14 protein-coding genes and 1 tRNA gene are annotated in these 16,956 nt (G+C 69.5%); 7 read left to right on the plus strand and 8 right to left on the minus strand.

Annotated elements, in window-relative coordinates; all coding sequences use genetic code 11:
- Positions 1 to 280: 280 nt before the first annotated feature.
- Complete coding sequence (locus AB0L21_RS18045; RefSeq protein ID WP_365704277.1) at positions 281 to 958, plus strand: GntR family transcriptional regulator; 678 nt, start codon at positions 281 to 283, stop codon at positions 956 to 958.
- Positions 959 to 1,312: 354 nt separating this feature from the next.
- Here the strand turns inward: AB0L21_RS18045 and AB0L21_RS18050 are convergent, their stop codons facing one another.
- From AB0L21_RS18050 to AB0L21_RS18070, 5 genes are all read right to left on the minus strand, one after another.
- Positions 1,313 to 2,710 (minus strand): OFA family MFS transporter, encoded by a 1,398-nt coding sequence (locus tag AB0L21_RS18050; RefSeq protein WP_365704279.1) that lies wholly within the window; start codon positions 2,708 to 2,710, stop codon positions 1,313 to 1,315.
- 2 nt (positions 2,711 to 2,712) lie between these two features.
- Positions 2,713 to 4,101, minus strand: coding sequence for an OFA family MFS transporter (locus tag AB0L21_RS18055; RefSeq protein ID WP_365785002.1), 1,389 nt, complete (start codon positions 4,099 to 4,101; stop codon positions 2,713 to 2,715).
- 116 nt (positions 4,102 to 4,217) lie between these two features.
- Positions 4,218 to 6,362, minus strand: coding sequence for an acetate--CoA ligase family protein (locus AB0L21_RS18060; RefSeq protein WP_365785004.1), 2,145 nt, complete (start codon positions 6,360 to 6,362; stop codon positions 4,218 to 4,220).
- Between the two features lie 4 nt (positions 6,363 to 6,366).
- On the minus strand, positions 6,367 to 7,608 hold the full coding sequence (gene frc, locus AB0L21_RS18065; RefSeq protein WP_365785006.1) for a formyl-CoA transferase: 1,242 nt from the start codon (positions 7,606 to 7,608) through the stop codon (positions 6,367 to 6,369).
- 10 nt (positions 7,609 to 7,618) lie between these two features.
- Positions 7,619 to 9,301 carry a thiamine pyrophosphate-binding protein gene (locus AB0L21_RS18070; RefSeq protein WP_365785008.1) on the minus strand — a complete coding sequence of 561 codons (1,683 nt, stop codon included), beginning with the start codon at positions 9,299 to 9,301 and terminating at the stop codon, positions 7,619 to 7,621.
- Between the two features lie 253 nt (positions 9,302 to 9,554).
- Between AB0L21_RS18070 and sucC the strand changes: the two genes are divergently transcribed.
- From sucC to AB0L21_RS18090, 4 genes are all read left to right on the plus strand, one after another.
- Positions 9,555 to 10,685 carry an ADP-forming succinate--CoA ligase subunit beta gene (gene sucC, locus AB0L21_RS18075; RefSeq protein ID WP_365785010.1) on the plus strand — a complete coding sequence of 377 codons (1,131 nt, stop codon included), beginning with the start codon at positions 9,555 to 9,557 and terminating at the stop codon, positions 10,683 to 10,685.
- Between the two features lie 11 nt (positions 10,686 to 10,696).
- Complete coding sequence (gene sucD / locus AB0L21_RS18080; RefSeq protein ID WP_365704295.1) at positions 10,697 to 11,578, plus strand: succinate--CoA ligase subunit alpha; 882 nt, start codon at positions 10,697 to 10,699, stop codon at positions 11,576 to 11,578.
- 120 nt (positions 11,579 to 11,698) lie between these two features.
- Positions 11,699 to 13,273 carry an aldehyde dehydrogenase family protein gene (locus tag AB0L21_RS18085; RefSeq protein ID WP_365785012.1) on the plus strand — a complete coding sequence of 525 codons (1,575 nt, stop codon included), beginning with the start codon at positions 11,699 to 11,701 and terminating at the stop codon, positions 13,271 to 13,273.
- Positions 13,274 to 13,436: 163 nt separating this feature from the next.
- Positions 13,437 to 13,524, plus strand: a tRNA-Leu gene (locus AB0L21_RS18090).
- Positions 13,525 to 14,522: 998 nt separating this feature from the next.
- Here the strand turns inward: AB0L21_RS18090 and AB0L21_RS18095 are convergent.
- The 3 genes from AB0L21_RS18095 to AB0L21_RS18105 form a co-directional block, all read right to left on the minus strand.
- Entirely contained in the window at positions 14,523 to 14,951 is a 429-nt protein-coding gene (locus AB0L21_RS18095; RefSeq protein ID WP_365785013.1) for a hypothetical protein, read from the minus strand.
- Between the two features lie 76 nt (positions 14,952 to 15,027).
- Positions 15,028 to 15,477, minus strand: coding sequence for a hypothetical protein (locus AB0L21_RS18100; RefSeq protein ID WP_365785015.1), 450 nt, complete (start codon positions 15,475 to 15,477; stop codon positions 15,028 to 15,030).
- Positions 15,474 to 15,836 (minus strand): hypothetical protein, encoded by a 363-nt coding sequence (locus AB0L21_RS18105; protein WP_365785017.1) that lies wholly within the window; start codon positions 15,834 to 15,836, stop codon positions 15,474 to 15,476. The genes AB0L21_RS18100 and AB0L21_RS18105 overlap by 4 nt, the downstream gene beginning before the upstream one ends.
- A 182-nt stretch (positions 15,837 to 16,018) precedes the next feature.
- Here AB0L21_RS18105 and AB0L21_RS18110 point away from each other — a divergent pair, with 182 nt between their 5' ends.
- Entirely contained in the window at positions 16,019 to 16,426 is a 408-nt protein-coding gene (locus AB0L21_RS18110) for a hypothetical protein (protein ID WP_365785019.1), read from the plus strand.
- Positions 16,398 to 16,922: a DUF6879 family protein gene (locus AB0L21_RS18115; protein WP_365785021.1), complete on the plus strand. Its 525-nt coding sequence runs from the start codon at positions 16,398 to 16,400 to the stop codon at positions 16,920 to 16,922. Before AB0L21_RS18110 ends, AB0L21_RS18115 begins: the two co-directional genes overlap by 29 nt.
- The last annotated feature ends 34 nt before the right edge of the window (positions 16,923 to 16,956 follow it).

Raw genomic sequence — 16,956 nt, forward strand, 5'->3', positions numbered from 1 at the left:
ACGAGGGCCGGGGCCCGGCACGCCGAGAGCACGCACCTGACGCCGCGCGGCCCGCCCTCCGGGCGGACGACGGGAGTTTGACGACAGGACCTAGCGGACGCCCGCCGCCCATACGAGCCATGGGGGGCTCAGTTGCGTACTCGGCCGGATCGGCTCGTGCTTCCGCGCGCCTGGTGCTGAATACTGTGCACCGTAGACTGTAGACGAAAGACAATTGATACTGAGCCGACAGTGAGCGTCTCAGGGTCCACGCGTCAGACCTGCTCAGGAGGGGACCGCGATGTTGTCGACCGGACTGCCGCAGGGGGCGGTGCCCAAGCTGGAACGGCCCGGCCCGCTGCGCGAGCGCGTCTACGAGGCGCTGCTGGAACTCATCACCACCCGCGCTCTCCAGCCCGGCCAGCACCTCGTGGAGAGCGAACTCGCCGGGCACCTCGGCGTCTCCCGGCAGCCCGTGCGCGAGGCGCTGCAGCGGCTCAACACCGAGGGATGGGTCGATCTGCGGCCCGCCCAGGGCGCGTTCGTCCACGAGCCGACCGAGGAGGAGGCCGACCAGCTCCTCACGGTCCGCACCCTGCTGGAGGCGGAGGCCGCCCGGCTGGCCGCCGCGCACGCGGACAGCGCCGGCATCGCCGTGCTGGAGGGGCTGTGCGCGGAGGGCGAGCAGGCGGTGGCGGCCGAGGACGTGGACCGCGCGGTCGCCCTCAACGCCGCCTTCCACGCCAAGGTGATGGAGCTGGCCGGCAACACCGTCCTCGCCGGACTCGCCGCCCAGGTGGACCGGCGGGTCCGCTGGTACTACACGCCGGTGGCCCGGCAGCGCGGCCGGCAGTCATGGCGCGAGCACCGCGAACTGATCACCGCGATCGCCGCCCGTGACGAGCAGCGCGCCACCCGGTTGATGCGCGAACACACCGAACACACCCGGCGCTCCTACCACGAGCGGAACGCGACCTGACCGACGCGTTCGTGCCGGGGGCGGGACGCGAGCTGACCGGCGCTTTGGTGGTGGGTGGGCCGCGCTCGTTCCAGGAGTGGAAGGCGGTCTGACCGGTAGTTTCGTGGAGGGTGGGCCGCGTTCGTGCCGGGGGCGGGACGCGAGCTGACCGGTGCCTTTCCGGACGGGCGGCCGCACGCGGTGTCTCCGGGCCGCCGCGCAGTCGGCATGCGGTGAGGGCGGGACCGGCCCGGTCCGCTCCGGGCGTTCGGTGAGCCGGTACCACCGCACAGGGAACGGCCGGTCCTACGGGAAGTTCCCCCTCCGGCGACCGACGAGCGGTCGGGGAGGGGGAACACCGGTTGAGCCGGGCGGTCAGGTGGCCGGGTGCGGCTTCGCGGCCGGTACCGGCTCGCCGTCGCCGGTGCGGCCCGGCTGGCGCAGCAGGAGCGCCAGCGCCGCCGCCACCATCGAGACACCGCCGGCCAGCGCGTAGGCGCCGTTGTAGCCCCAGGCGCCGACCACCATGGAGCCGAGGCCGCCGCCGAACAGGCCGCTGACCAGCTTGCCGCTGTACACCAGGCCGTAGTTGGTGGCGTTGTAGTTCTCGCCGAAGTAGTCCGGGGTCAGCGCGGCGAACATCGGGTAGAAGGCGCCGCCGCCGAAGCCGGAGAGGAAGGCGAAGAACAGGAACAGCCACTCGCTCCTGACGTCACCGGCCCAGATGACTCCGAACTGGGCGAGTCCGAGGACGACGATGACGAAGACGAGGGTCGTCTTGCGCCCCCAGTGGTCCGACAGCCAGCCCACGACACCGCGGCCGATGCCGTTGATGACCGCCATCACGCCCATCGAGGACGCCGCGACCAGCGGGCCGAAGCCCACCTCCTTGGCGAAATCGACCTGGAAGGAGATCCCGAAGATCGACACGCCGGCGGTCATCACGATGGAGACCCACATGAGGGGCAGCATCCCGGTGCGGATGGCCTCCTTGGGCGTGAACTGCCGTACGGCGGGCGGGTTCTTCGTCAGCGACCGGGCGTTCTTGCTGTCGCCGGAGAAGGCGAGCGGGTCGATGTCCGCCGGCCACCAGTTCTTCGGCGGGTCCTTGAAGAAGAACGCCGAGGCGAACACGACGATCATCACGTAGACGCCGATGAGGTCCAGGACGCGGTGGTAGTTCTCCGTGTCGAAGGCGTAGTTGAAGATGAAGATGAACGGCAGCGAGCCGTACGCGAAGCCGCCGTTGACGAAGCCCGTGCGGGCGCCCCGCCGTTCGGGGAACCATTTGCCGACCATGTTGATGCACGTCGCGTACACCAGTCCGGCGCCGATGCCGCCGATCACGCCGAAGCCGAGGATCGCCAGCCACACGTCGTCCAGGTGCGACAGGGCCAGGAACCCGATCAGGCACAGGCCGGATCCGGTGTACATCGCACGGCGGGCTGTCAGGACGCCCTTCTCGCGCAGCCAGCCCGCCGGGAAGGCGATGCCTGCCTGGAAGAACACCCAGACGCTGAGGATCCAGAAGGTGTTGGACTGGGTCCAGCCGTGCGCGTGCGAGAGGGTGTCCTCCGCGGAGCCGTACGCGTACTCGAAGACGCTGATCGCCATCATGGCGATCCACGGCAGGTAGACCATGAGCTTGCGGGAGTGGCCGAGGATGTCCCGGTCGGTCTCGCCCACGCGGTAGACGCGGCCGTGCGAGTCGGTCACCTCGCGGTAGGGACGTGGTGCGGCGTGCAGGTCGGCCGAGAGTGGATCTGCCGTCATGCTTATGCCATCTCCTCACCGAGGGGGTGCGGGTTGGGGACGATGCGCCGGGCCTTCGGCCTGCCCGGGGCCTTCAGGAAGAGCGCCAGCACCGCGGAGGCCAGCCCGACGGAGCCCGCGAGGACGAACGCGCCGTGGTAGTCCCACGCATCGACGACGACCGCGCCCAGGCCCGAACCGACGAGCCCGGAGACGAGCTTCGAGCTGTAGACCATCCCGTAGTTGGAGGCGTTGTTGTTCTCGCCGAAGTAGTCCGCCGTCATGGCCGCGAACAGCGGGAAGATCGCCCCGCCGCCGAAACCGGAGACCATGGAGCACAGCAGGAAGAACGGCATGCTGCCCATCTGGCCGGAGACCAGCACACCGAACTGCGCCGAGCCGAGCACGACGCACACGATGATCAGCGTGTTGCGGCGCCCGTAGCGGTCGGATATCCAGCCGATGACCCCGCGACCGGTGCCGTTGACGATGGCCTTCAAGGACATCGCGGTCGCCACGATCCCGCCCGCGAAGCCCATGTCCTTGCCGAACGGCACCTGGAAGGCGATGCCGAAGATATTGATCCCGGCCGTGCACAGCAGACAGAACCACATCATCCACAGAACAGGGGTGCGCGCCGCCTCCTTCGGGGTGTACTGCTTCACCGCCGGCGGGTTCTTCTCCAGCGCCCGGCGGATCTTCGGGTCGTGGGTCACCATGAGCGGGTCGACGTGCGCCGGCCACCAGTTCTTCGGCGGGTCCTTGAAGAACCAGCCGGCGGACGCCACCACCAGGCACAGTCCGATGCCGACCGTGACCAGCACACCGCGGTAGTTGCTCAGGTCCATGTACGACGTGAACAGGAACACGAACGGCACCGAGCCGTAGGCGAAGCCGCCGTTGACGAAGCCGGTCTTGCCGCCCTTGCGCTCCGGATACCACTTGCCGACCATGTTGACGCAGGTCGCGTAGACCAGGCCGGCGCCGATGCCGCTGCACATGCCGAAGCCGAGGTAGGCGACGGCGACGTGCGGCGCGTACGCCAGTGACAGATAGCCCAGCAGCGTGCCGACCGCGCCGAGCAGCATCGCCGTACGGGCGGGCAGCCGGCCGCTCTCCCGCAGCTGCCCCGCCGGGAAGGCCACGGCCGCCTGGAAGAACACCCAGACGCCCATCAGCCAGAAGATGTGCCCGCTGCTCCACAGATGCGCCTCGTGAAGCGTGTCCTCCGCCGATGTGAACGCGTACTCGGCTGAGCTGATGCCCATCATGCCCACCCAGGGCAGGATGACCATCCAGGTGCGCCTGCGGCCCATGATGTCGATGTCGGACTCGCCGACCCGGTACACGCGTCCGTTCCGGTCCGTCACTTCCCGGTACGGCACGGACGTCGAGTAGTCGGTCGTTCTCATCGCTCACCCCTTGCGTCGAAAGTTCCGGCCAGCGCCCCCTGTCCCATGCCTTTCGTGCGCAGACGGGTCCCGGGGCCGGCCGGCGCGCACCGCCGGCCGGCCCCGTTCCGCTCAGCTCATGAACCGCCCCCCAGCAATCCGGCCGCCCGTGCCCACCGGTACTTCGCGCCGAGCACCGCCACCGGCTTCTCGGTCGTGTACGGATACGCCACGACCCCCCGCTCGAACAGGTACTGGCAGGCCTCCTCGACCTCGACGTCACCGGCCAGCGACGCCACGACCGGTTTCTCGACGCCCCGCTCACGGAACTCGGCGACCACGCGCGCGGTGAGTTCGGCGAACACCATCGGCGGGGTGACGATCGTGTGCCAGTAGCCGAGCACCAGGGCGTGGACGCGGGGGTCCTCCAGGCCCAGCCGGATCGTCGCCTCGTACGTCGACGGCGGCTCGCCCCCGGTGATGTCGACCGGGTTGCCGGCCGCGCCGAACGGCGGGATGAACCGGCGGAACGCCTCGTCCAGGTCGGGCGGGATCTCCATCAGGGACAGCCCGTTGTCCGTCACCGCGTCCGACAGCAGCACACCGCTGCCGCCCGCGCCGGTGATGATCACGACGTTGTCCCCCCGCGGGGTGGGAAGTACCGGCAACGCGCGGGCGTACTCCAGCATGTCGTTCAGGCCGGGCGCCCGGATGACCCCGGCCTGCCGGAGGATGTCGTCGTACACCGCGTCGTCGCCCGCGAGCGCGCCGGTGTGCGAACCGGCCGCCTTCGCGCCCGCCGCCGTACGGCCCGCCTTCAGGACCACGACCGGCTTCTTCGGCACGGTCGCGCGGGCCGCCTCCACGAACGCCCGCCCGTCCTTGAGGTCTTCGAGGTGCATCGCGATGCACTCGGTGTGCGGGTCCTCGCCGAACCAGGTCAGCAGGTCGTCCTCGTCCAGGTCCGACTTGTTGCCGAGGCCGACGATCGCCGACACACCCGTCTTCGTGGTGCGGGCGAAGCCGAGGATGGCCATGCCGATGCCACCGGACTGCGAGGTCAGCGCCACCCCGCCCTTGACGTCGTACGGCGTGCAGAACGTGGCGCACAGGTCCTGCCAGGTGGAGTAGTAGCCGTAGATGTTCGGGCCGAGCAGGCGGACGCCGTGCCGCTCGGCGATCGCGACGATCTCCGCCTGGAGTTCGTGCTCCCCGGTCTCCGCGAACCCGGAGGGGATGAGGACGGCGTTGGGGATGCCCTTGCGCCCCACCTCCTCCAGGGCCGCGGCGACGAACCGGGCCGGAATGGCGAAGACGGCCACGTCGACCTCGCCGGGCACGTCCGTGACGCTCTTGTACGCCTTGCGGCCCAGGATGTCGTCGGCCTTGGGGTTCACCGGGTGGATGTCCCCGGCGAAACCGCCGTCGACCAGGTTGCGCATCACCGAGTTGCCGATCTTGCCGGTCTCGTTGGAGGCGCCGATCACGGCGACGGAGGCGGGCTGCATCAGCCGCCGCATGGACGTGAGGATCTCCTCGCGCGAGTACCTCCTGCGCGGTGCCGGCTGCCGCTCGGCGAGGAGGATCCGGATGTCGGCGGCGACCGCGCCCTGTGCCGTCGCGATCACCGGATTGAGGTCCACCTCGGCGATCTGAGGGAAGTCCGCGACGAGTTGGGACACCCGGCGGATCTGCTCGGCCAGCGCCCACCGGTCCACGCCGGCCTGTCCGCGGACCCCGCGCAGGATCTCCGCCGACCGGATGGAGCCGAGCATCGACAGCGCCTCGTCGGCGGAGACCGGCGCGAGGCGGAACGTGACGTCCTTCAGCACCTCCACCAGTACGCCGCCGAGCCCGAACGCCACCACCTTCCCGAAGGTCGGATCGGTGACCGCGCCGACGATGACCTCCTGGCCCGCCGGCAGCAACTCCTGCACCAGCACGCCCTCGATGCGGGCCGCCGCGTCGTAGGCGCGCGCGTTCTCCACGATCCGGTGGAACGCGGCGCGTACGCCGGCCGCGCCCTCCACCCCCACGACGACCCCGCCGGCCTCGGTCTTGTGCAGGATGTCCGGCGAGACGATCTTCAGCACCACCGGCCCGCCGAGACGCGCCGCCGCGGCCACCGCCTCGTCCACGTCGGCCGCCAGTTCCTCGCCCGGTACGGCGATCCCGTACGCCTCGGCGACCACCCGGCCCTCGGGCGCGGTCAGCGCCGTACGGCCCTCGGCCCGCACCGACTCCAGCAGGGACCGCACCCGCGCTACCCGGTCCTCGGCCATCACGTCAGATCACCCCGTTCGACTTCAGCAGGCGCAGCTCCTCGTCGCCGAGGCCCAGTTCGCCGACGTAGACCTCTTCGTTGTGCTCGCCGAGGAGGGGTGAGCCGGTCACCTCCACGGGGGAGTCGGAGAGCTTGAGCGGGCTGCCGACGGTCACGAACTCGCCGCGCTCGGGGTGCGGGACGCGGACCACCATCTCGTTGGCGGCGAGCGAGGCGTCCTCGATGATCTCCTTCGTGGACAGGATCGGGCCGCACGGGATGTCGTACGCGTTCAGCCGCTCCAGCACCTCCCACTTGGGGAGCGTCGCCGACCACTCCTCGATCAGCTGGAACATCTTGTTCAGCTTCGGCAGCCGGGCCTCGGGGGTCGCCCACTCGGGGTCCTCGGCGAGTTCCGGCCGGCCGATGAGTTCGGTGATCGGCTTCCAGCCCACGGGCTGGACGATGACGTACACGTAGTCGTTCGGGCCGCCCGGCGCGCACCGGACCGCCCAGCCCGGCTGTCCGCCGCCGGACGCGTTCCCCGAGCGGGGAACCTCCTCGCCGAAGTCCTCGTTGGGGTATTCGGCGAGCGGCCCGTGTGCCAGGCGCTGCTGGTCCCGCAGCTTCACCCGGCACAGGTTGAGGACAGCGTGCTGCATGGCCACGTTGACCCGCTGGCCGCGCCCGGTCCGCTCGCGCTGGAAGAGCGCCGCGAGAATCCCCGCGACGGCGTGCACACCCGTCCCCGAGTCCCCGATCTGGGCCCCCGTCGCCAGCGGCGGCCCGTCCTCGAAACCGGTGGTCGACATCGACCCGCCCATGGCCTGTGCGACGACCTCGTACGCCTTGAAGCCGGTGTACGGGCCCTCCCCGAACCCCTTGATGGAGGCGTAGACGATCCGCGGGTTGATCTCCTTGATGCGGTCCCAGGTGAACCCCATCCGGTCGACCGCGCCCGGCCCGAAGTTCTCGACCATGACGTCCGAGCGCCGGATCAGCTCGGTGAGGATCTCCTTGCCGCGCTCGGTCTTGGTGTTCAGCGTGATGCTCCGCTTGTTGCAGTTGAGCATCGTGAAGTACAGGGAGTCGACGTCCGGCAGGTCCCGCAGCTGCTTACGGGTGATGTCGCCGGTCGGGGCCTCCAGCTTGACGACGTCGGCGCCGAGCCAGGCGAGCAGCTGGGTGGCGGACGGCCCGGACTGGACGTGGGTCATGTCCAGGACGCGGATGCCGGCGAGGGCCTTGGTGGGCGTTCCAGTCATGCGGGCCACCTCACTTGTACATGGTCTGGTTCATGGTTCCGGGGGCGTACGCGTCCGGGTCGACCCAGACGTTGATCAGCGACGGCTTGCCGGACTCGCGGGCCCGGCGCAGGGCGGGGCCGATGTCGGCGGGGTCGCGGACCTCCTCGCCGTAGCCGCCGAGGATCTGCGCGAACTTGTCGTACGGGACGTCGCCGAGGGTGTTGCCGACCCGTTCGCGGTCCTTGCCGTACTTGGCGGCCTGGCCGTATCGGATCTGGTTCATGGAGGAGTTGTTGCCGACGATCCCGACGAACGGGAGGTCGTAGCGGACGAGGGTCTCGAAGTCCCAGCCGGTGAGGGAGAAGGCGCCGTCCCCGAAGAGGGCGACGACCTCCTTGTCGGGGCGGGCCTGCTTGGCGGCGAGCACGAAGGGGATGCCGACGCCGAGGGTGCCGAGGGGGCCCGGGTCCATCCAGTGGCCGGGCGACTTGGGCTGGACGACCTGCCCGGAGAAGGTGACGATGTCGCCGCCGTCGCCGATGTAGACCGAGTCCTCGGTGAGGAAGTCGTTGATCTCGCTGACCAGCCGGTACGGGTGGATCGGGGAGGCGTCGGACCGCAGCTGCGGCAGCCGCTTCTCGATCGCCGTCTGCTCGGCCGTGCGCAGTTCGTCCAGCCACTCCTTGCGCTTGGCCGCACCACCGTCGAGACGTCCGGAGGCGGCCTCGGTCACCGACTTCAGGACCAGCGCGGCGTCACCGACGATGCCGAGGCCGATGTCGCGGTTCTTGCCGACGGTGCGGTAGTCGAGGTCGATCTGCACGACCGTGGCGTCGGGGGAGAGGCGCTTGCCGTAGCCCATGCGGAAGTCGAACGGGGTGCCGACGATGACGATGACGTCGGCGTGGGAGAAGGCGTACCGGCGGGAGAGCTGGAAGTGGTGCGGGTCGCCCGGCGGGAGCGTGCCGCGTCCGGCGCCGTTCATGTACGCCGGGACGTTCAGGGTGCGCACCAGCTCGGTCGCGGCCTCGGTGCCCCGGGTCGTCCACACCTGGCTGCCCAGCAGGATCGCCGGCTTCTCGGCGTGGACGAGCAGGTCGGCGAGCTTCTCGATCGCCTCGGGGTCGCCGGCCGAGCGGGTCGAGGCCCGGTAGGAACCGGCCCGCGGGACACGCGCCTCGGCGACCGGCACCTTGGCGTCGAGGACGTCCCGGGGGATCTCCAGGAAGGAGGGGCCGGGTGCGCCGTGGTAGCACTCGCGGAAGGCCATCGACACCATGTCCGCCGCGCGGGCCGTGTCCGGCACCGCCGCCGCGAACTTGGTGATCGGCGTCATCATGTCGACGTGCGGCAGGTCCTGCAGGGACCCCATCTTGTGCTGGGTCAGCGCTCCCTGGCCGCCGATCAGCAGCATCGGGGACTCGGCGCGGAAGGCGTTGGCGACCCCGGTGACGGCGTCGGTGGTCCCGGGTCCCGCGGTGACCACCGCGCAGCCCGGCTTGCCGGTGACACGGGCGTAACCGTCGGCGGCGTGCGCGGCGACCTGCTCGTGGCGGACGTCGACGACTTCTATTCCCTCGTCCACGCAGCCGTCGTAGATGTCGATGATGTGGCCGCCGCACAGGGTGTAGATGCGGTCGACGCCTTCGGCCTTCAGCGCCTTGGCCACGAGATGGCCACCGGAGATCACGTCCTGGGTGTCGTCGGGCATGGCGAAGTCCCGTCCCTTTCGTAGGAGGTTGGGCGGCTCGCGGGGCAGCGGGGGCGTACAGCGGTGCGTACAAGCGGTGCTACAACACCAGGCGGTATGCAGTAGATTGCATACAGTCGACGAATACTGTATGAAGCTTGTTATCCCGCATCCAGTGGGCGGTGTCCAGGGGGCGTACACAGTTTTCGGTCATCGGTCTCCGGTCGATTCCGGTCACCGGAGCACGCGATGATCCCCGCAGACGGGAGCCGGCATGGACCTGTTCGAACACCAGGCACGACAGCTCTTCCAGGACCACGGCATCCCGGTGCCGCGGGCCGAGGTCACCCAGTCGCCCAAGGAGGCCCGGGAGATCGCCCGGCGGCTCGGCGGCCGGGCCGTGGTCAAGGCACAGGTGAAGACGGGCGGGCGCGGCAAGGCGGGCGGAGTCCGGCTCGTCGCCGACCCGGCCGCCGCCGAACTGACGGCCCGGCAGATCCTCGGCACGGACATCAACGGCCACCGGGTCCGCACGCTGATGCTGGCCGAACCGGTCGACATCGCCGAGGAGTTCTACGTCTCCTACGTCCTGGACCGGGCGGCCGGCGGCTTCCTCGCCATCGCCTCCGCGCGGGGCGGGGTGGACATCGAGGAGGTCGCCGCGAACCACCCGGAGGCCGTGGCGCGCATCCCGGTCGACCGGGCCGAGGGCGTCACCTCCGCCAAGGCCGGCGAGATCGCGAGGGCCGCCGGGCTGCCGCCGCGGACCGCAGACGTCCTCATCCGGCTGTGGCAGGTCCTGGTCGCCGAGGACGCCCTGCTGGTCGAGGTCAACCCGCTGGTGCGCACCGCCCAGGGGCACGTCCTCGCCCTCGACGGCAAGGTCACCCTGGACGACAACGCACGCTTCCGGCAGACCCGTTGGGGCGCCGAGGACGCCGAGCACCGGGATCCGCTGGAGACCGCGGCAGCCGCCCGCGGGCTCAACTACGTCAAGCTCGACGGCGAGGTCGGGATCATCGGCAACGGCGCCGGACTCGTCATGTCGACCCTGGACGTGGTCGCCGGCTGCGGCGCCCGCCCCGCCGACTTCCTCGACATCGGCGGCGGCGCCTCGGCGGAGGTCATGGCCGACGCCCTCTCGGTGGTGCTCGCCGACCCCGCCGTGCGGAGCGTCCTCGTCAACGTCTTCGGCGGCATCACCGCGTGCGACACCGTCGCCGACGGCATCCTGGCGGCGGTCGACCGTGTCCGGCCCACCAAGCCGCTCGTCGTGCGCCTCGACGGCAACAACGCCGCCCGCGGCCGGGCGATCCTCGACGCACGCGCGCACCCGCTGGTCGAACAGGTCGCCACCATGGACGGCGCCGCCCGCCGGGCCGCCGCACTCGCCCACACCGCCTGAGGAGCCCGGACATGGCCATCCACCTCACCACGCAGAGCAAGATCCTCGTCCAGGGCATGACCGGCGCCGAGGGCATGAAGCACACCCGGCGCATGCTCGCGGCCGGCACGAACGTCGTCGGCGGAGTCAACCCGCGCAAGGCCGGCCGTACCGTCGACGTCGACGGACACCCGCTGCCCGTCTTCGGCTCGGTCGCCGACGGCATACGCGCGACCGGCGCCGACGTCAGCGTCGTCTTCGTCCCGCCCGCCTTCGCAAAGGCAGCCGTCACCGAGGCCGCCGACGCCCGCATCCCGCTGGCCGTCGTCATCACCGAGGGCATCCCGGTCCACGACACCGTCGCCTTCACGGCGTACGCGCGGCAACGGGGCACGCGGATCATCGGACCCAACTGCCCCGGCCTGATCTCCCCGGGCCAGTCGAACGCGGGCATCATCCCCGCCGACATCGCCAAGCCCGGCCGTATCGGCCTGGTCTCCAAATCCGGCACCCTCACCTACCAGCTCATGTACGAGCTGCGCGACACCGGCTTCTCCACCTGTGTCGGCATCGGCGGTGACCCCGTCGTCGGCACCAGTCACATCGACTGCCTGGCCGCGTTCCAGGACGACCCCGACACCGAACTGATCGTCCTGATCGGGGAGATCGGCGGTGACGCGGAGGAACGGGCCGCCGCCCACATCCGCGACCACGTCACCAAGCCCGTCGTCGGCTACATCGCCGGCTTCACCGCGCCCGAGGGCCGGACCATGGGCCACGCGGGCGCCATCGTCTCCGGCTCCACCGGCACCGCCCGCGCCAAGCAGGAGGCCCTGGAGGCGGCCGGGGTACGGGTGGGCCGTACCCCCTCGGAGACGGCCCGGGCGGTGCTGGAGACGCTGCGGCAGGGCTGAGCCGAGGCCCCCCGCACCGCCGACTCCCGAGAAAAGGCAGGTACCTCCCAGGTACCTCAGAAGAAACGGCAGGCACCTCCCGCACCCTCCATCCCCGCGAAGCGAGAGCGGAGACCACCGATGTCACCCACCCTCACCCCGCAGCCCCCGACACCTCCTCCCGTCGCACTCCTCAGACCCGGCACCTCCTACGCCGACGCCTGGCAGCGCTGTCTCACGGTCGCCCCCGAGGCCTTCCGGGAGCAGGACGCCGGCAATCTGTGGGCCGGTGTCTGGCACCCCGACGGCCGGACACTGCCCGCGACCACCCCGGTCGACGGCACCCCCGTCGCCGGCGCGCCCCGCCTGGACGGCGGCACCGCCCAGCAGGCGGTACGCGCCGCCCTGGACCAGCACCGCGCCTGGCGGCACATCCCGCTGCCCGAACGGCGGGCCCGCGTCGCCGCCACCCTGGACGCGCTCGCCGAGCACCGCGACCTGCTCGCCCTGCTGCTCGTCTGGGAGATCGGCAAGCCCTGGCGGCTCGCACTCGCGGACGTGGACCGGGCGATCGACGGTGTGCGCTGGTACGTCGACGGGATCGAACCGATGCTCGCGGGCCGGGCCCCGCTGGACGGGCCCGTGTCGAACATCGCCAGCTGGAACTACCCGATGAGCGTGCTCGTCCACGCCGTCCTCGTGCAGGCGCTGGCGGGCAACGCGGTCATCGCCAAGACCCCCACCGACGGCGGTGTGGCGTGCCTCACCCTCGCCGCGGCGCTGGCCGCCCGCGAAGGGGTGCCCCTGACCCTGGTCGGCGGCAGCGGACGCGAGCTGAACCAGGCGCTGGTGCGGGCTCCGGAGATCGGCTGCGTGTCCTTCGTCGGGGGCCGCGACACCGGTGCGGCCGTCGCCACCGCCGTCGCCGACCTGGGCAAGCGGCACATCCTGGAACAGGAGGGCCTGAACACCTGGGGCATCTGGGACTTCTCCGACTGGGCGGCGCTCACCGCCGTCGTCCCCCGGCTCTTCGACTACGGCAAACAGCGCTGCACCGCCTACCCGCGCTTCGTCGTCCAGCGCTGCCTCTTCGACGCGTTCCTCGCCGCCTATCTGCCGGCGGTCCGGGCCGTCCGCGTGGGCCACCCGCTCGCCGTGGCGGACCCGGCCGATCCGCTCCCCGAGCTGGACTTCGGACCGCTGATCAACGCGGCCAAGGCCAAGGAGCTGACCGACCAGGTGGCCGAGGCCGTCGACCGGGGTGCCGTACCGCTGTACCGGGGCCGGCCGGACGAGGCGCGTTTCCTGCCGGGCCAGGACATCTCCGCCTACGTCCACCCGGTCACCCTGCTCGGCCCGCCGCCGTCCTCCCCGCTGCACCACGCGGAGCCCTTCGGGCCGGTCGACACGATCGTCCTCGTCGACACCGAGGCCGAGCTGCTGGCCGCGATGAACGCGTCCAACGGCGCGCTGGTGGCCACCCTCGCCACGGACGACCGGGCCGCCTACGACCGGCTCGCCCCGCAGATCCGCGCCTTCAAGACCGGCCACGGCGTCCCCCGCTCCCGCGGCGACCGGGACGAGCTGTTCGGCGGGTTCGGCGCGTCCTGGCGCGGCGCCTTCGTCGGCGGTGAGCTTCTGGTACACGCCGTGACCCGGGGCCTGGCGGGGGAGCGGCTGCCGGGGAACTTCCCGGAGTACCAGCTCCTGCCCTGACTCTCACGTTCGGCACACAGGACCTCGCGGACTGTATACCGTCGGCAATCCCGCGTCCTGCCTCGCCCGGCGGACGGATACGCAGGTGAAACGCACTCCGAAACCTTGGTATTGTTGTCCATGTCGCCGCGCGGAACACACCCCGCAAGGCGGCAGACACCTGGTCCGGGTGGCGGAATGGCAGACGCGCTAGCTTGAGGTGCTAGTGCCCTTTATCGGGCGTGGGGGTTCAAGTCCCCCCTCGGACACCAGCTGAGACCCCTGTTCATCAGGGGTTTCTTGCTTTCCAAGGCTGTGGCGTGACCAACCACGTGACCAACAGCCTGGAGACTTCCCAGGTCAGACCAGGGATGACAGGCCGAGTCGGCCAGCACCGGAGGCGGCCAGTCGGCGCGCTCCGTCTTTACGAGAGTGGCCGTACCGGGCCATCGTGTAGCCCGGCGAGTGGTGCCGGACGTTGGCGGAGACCTCTACGGGGTTCTCTCCGGCCTCCAGGTCGTTCGTGACCTTGCTGTGCCTCCAGTCGTGGATACGGAAGTCCTCCGGCAGGTGCAGGCGGGTGGGAGCGACGGCCGCTGAGGTCCGAGCACTTCCGGAAGTTGTGGTGACCGTAGAACGGTCAGGCAAGACGGGGCGGCCGGCCACCGTTTTCACACTCCGCGGTGACGATTCCGAGTCCGAGCCAGAACCGGTCTCCCATTCTTCCGCCCCCATGCCGGCCGCAGCAGAACGGGAGGCGCAGCGGCCCACGGTCGTCCGCCTGGACGCGTACCGTCCGGAACCGAACCGTGCCCCGGAGCTTGCGCCGGAACCGAAGCGTCCGGTTCGCCCGCCGGTTTCCGTGACCGAGCGGCCCGAACTCCTCGGAGAGAACCCCTTCCGCGCACTGCTCTAGCGAACAAAGCCCCCAGCCGGTACCACTTCCGGCTGCTGTGTCCTGGCCTCTGGCAGGGGTCACAATGCAGAAACCCCCCGCATCCGAATTGCGGGGGGCTGGCCTCCGGGACACGGCGGCGTCCCGTTGGCAGTCATGGAGCCTAATTCACTCCTTCAGAGGCTGACGCCCAGAGGGCGGCTCAGCGGGGTTTGTGCTGGGTACCTGCGGCCCGGCCGGACCGCCCGGCGGATCAGGCCCCGGCATTGTTGCCGGAAGCTCTACCCTCATAGGTGCGTTCCCTTCATCTGATGGTGGTGGGGAGCCAGACGCCTCGGCCACTTGACCTTTGCGAGAGCGAGAGTGGTCGGGGCGTCATCCCGCGTACTGCGGGTAGTAGGTGAACTTCGGGGCGATCTGCTCGGCGGTGAGGTCCGGCACTGTGAGGTTGCCAGTGACCAATACGTCTTGGTTGCACCAGGAGTCGCCAAGCTCCACGAGCCAACCACCAGGCTCCATCTCCCAGTCGGCGTCGGGAAGCTTCACGACAACGTTGCTGCCGCAGATGAACGCACGGGACGCCTGCGAGACGATCCACTGAGCCTTCCTGATCTCCGAGGCTCCGTCGTTGTGGCAGCGCTCGGCCATCTGCCAGAGCTTCCGCCAGTTGACGGCTGGAGTGAGTGGACCGATGTAGGCGACCTGTTGGTCATCCACAAGAGTGCTCGCGTAGCCGAAGACGGGCCCGAACATGGAAAAGACGGTTACCCGTCCCCGGCCCTTGGTTCCTTCGGCAGTTGCCATGAAAACTCCCTTTTTTACTTAGAGTCCTGGAATGTGAGGGCCGGACTCTAGCGGCTGCCACTGACAGCGGCTGGCATCAGCAGCACGGGCCGTCGCCGCAGCACGTCGGCTCGTTGCCGTCGGCCTTGGTGCCCCACAGGGACTCGTCCACCGCGTAGCCGTGGGCGCGGAGCTTGGTCACGACGTCGACCACCGTGGCCTTGTCCCGGTAGCGGCTCTTCGGGGCGTGGTGGATGAACCGGCCGTACCGTTCGGTGCAGAAGGCGGCGTACTCCTCGGTGTGGAGCATGAACGTGTGCCAGCCGGGGTCAACGACCTGGGAGGGCGACATGCCCTCACCGGTCTGGCCCATGACGTCGATGAACGCCAGGGCCTCGTTCATGATGCGCTCGGCCATCGAGCGCTCGTGCCCGTATCCGCACTCCTCCTCGTCCCCCGAGACGCAGCGGGCCCGCCAGGTCCTCTCTCCGTCGAGGTCTCGGGTGATCTTGTAGTTCACGAAGCTGAGTACGGCTTTGACGCTCACTGGTTCTGGCCCTCGTTCTTCGTCACGTAGACCTTCAGCAGTTCGAAGGTGACAGTCGCCGTGTCTCGCATATAGGCAAATGCGTCGTAGGCGGGGGTGGCCGGCGTCGGACGGCTGGACAGGTCCAGGTGCCTGTACGCCCGGCGGAACAGCTCCATCACCTCGTCGTCCTGGTCCGCGCCCAGGCCTACGGCCAACAGTTCTTCTAGGTGCCCGATGCACTCGGCCGTCCTGGCATCGATGTCCGCTCGGGTCGACCGGGAGAGGCCCATGAGCTGAATCACGGTGATGGTGTCCCTGAACCAGTCAACTTCGAGGTGTTCTCTGGTCGTCTCAGGCTCTCGGATCACGCTGGCCACCACGATTCTCCCCTCGGTGCTGCCTCGGCAGGCTGGGCCCGAAGATGAACGTAGAGGCACTGTCGCTCAAGTCCCAAGAAGATTGCGCCAGTTTGCAGCAAGTCGATTGACGGGCCCGAACGACCTCACGACCATCGTCTTGTCGCGCAATCCGGTGCAAGGAAGCGGACGGGAGAGCAACCATGCAGCTACGGTTCCTTGGGAAGAACTCCACCCCGGGAGACAGCCCCACCCTGTACGCCAGCGACCAGGACACCTACGTCATCCAAGGCTGGAAGGTGTATGCGAACGAACTCCTCATGCAGCTCGACGTGCCGGAAGGACAGACCGTCATCGAGGTGCCGACTGAGCTGTTCGAGCACCTGACCAAGGACGGACTCCCCACTGGCGAGATCAAGAAGTACAACGACCCGATCAAGATCGTCACTGAACAGGGGACCTGCGTCCTGCAAGGTCCAGAAATGCACGACGCTGAAGCCCTGAGCCAGATGCGCATGCCCGACTATGAGACCTGCGTCGAGGTCCCCAAGTCCTCGATCACGGCCCTCCTGGAGGAAGACAGTGGACCTGATCAGCCCCGCGCAGCGTGACGAGCTGTTCAACCAGTTCGAGCGTGATGCCTTCCATCTGGAGCTGCGAGACGACTACGGGTCTCCCATCGAGGACACGCCGTACGCCCGATGGAAGCGCGGCGAACCCGACGACTACTCATGGCTCGATGACTGGACGACGCGGATGAAGCGCGTCACGGGTGAGGGCAAGACGGTCCGTCGCGTTCGCGTGGTCACAGAGCCCCACAGCCAGTACGTCACTTGGGAGCACTCGCTCACGCACCTCAACATCGAGATGGGCGAAGATATCCGATGGCTTCCCAGGCACCGGCTGCCGGAAGGGGTTGCCTTCCCCGCGGGAGGGAACGACTGGTGGCTGTACGACGACCGCCTTCTTGCCGTGGGGCACTTTGATCCTGAAGGCCGAGTTCTCGGGTCGGAGATCCTGGAAGACCCTGACACCGTGGCCGAGTGCATCCGTCTGCGAGACCTGCTCTGGGCCGTCGCCATCCCTCACGCCGAGTACAAGCCCTGACCCATCAGTGAGCAACCAAGCACAAGAAGCACGA

Source organism: Streptomyces sp. NPDC052721, from assembly GCF_040678315.1.
In the GTDB taxonomy this organism is placed as follows: Bacteria; Actinomycetota; Actinomycetes; order Streptomycetales; family Streptomycetaceae; genus Streptomyces.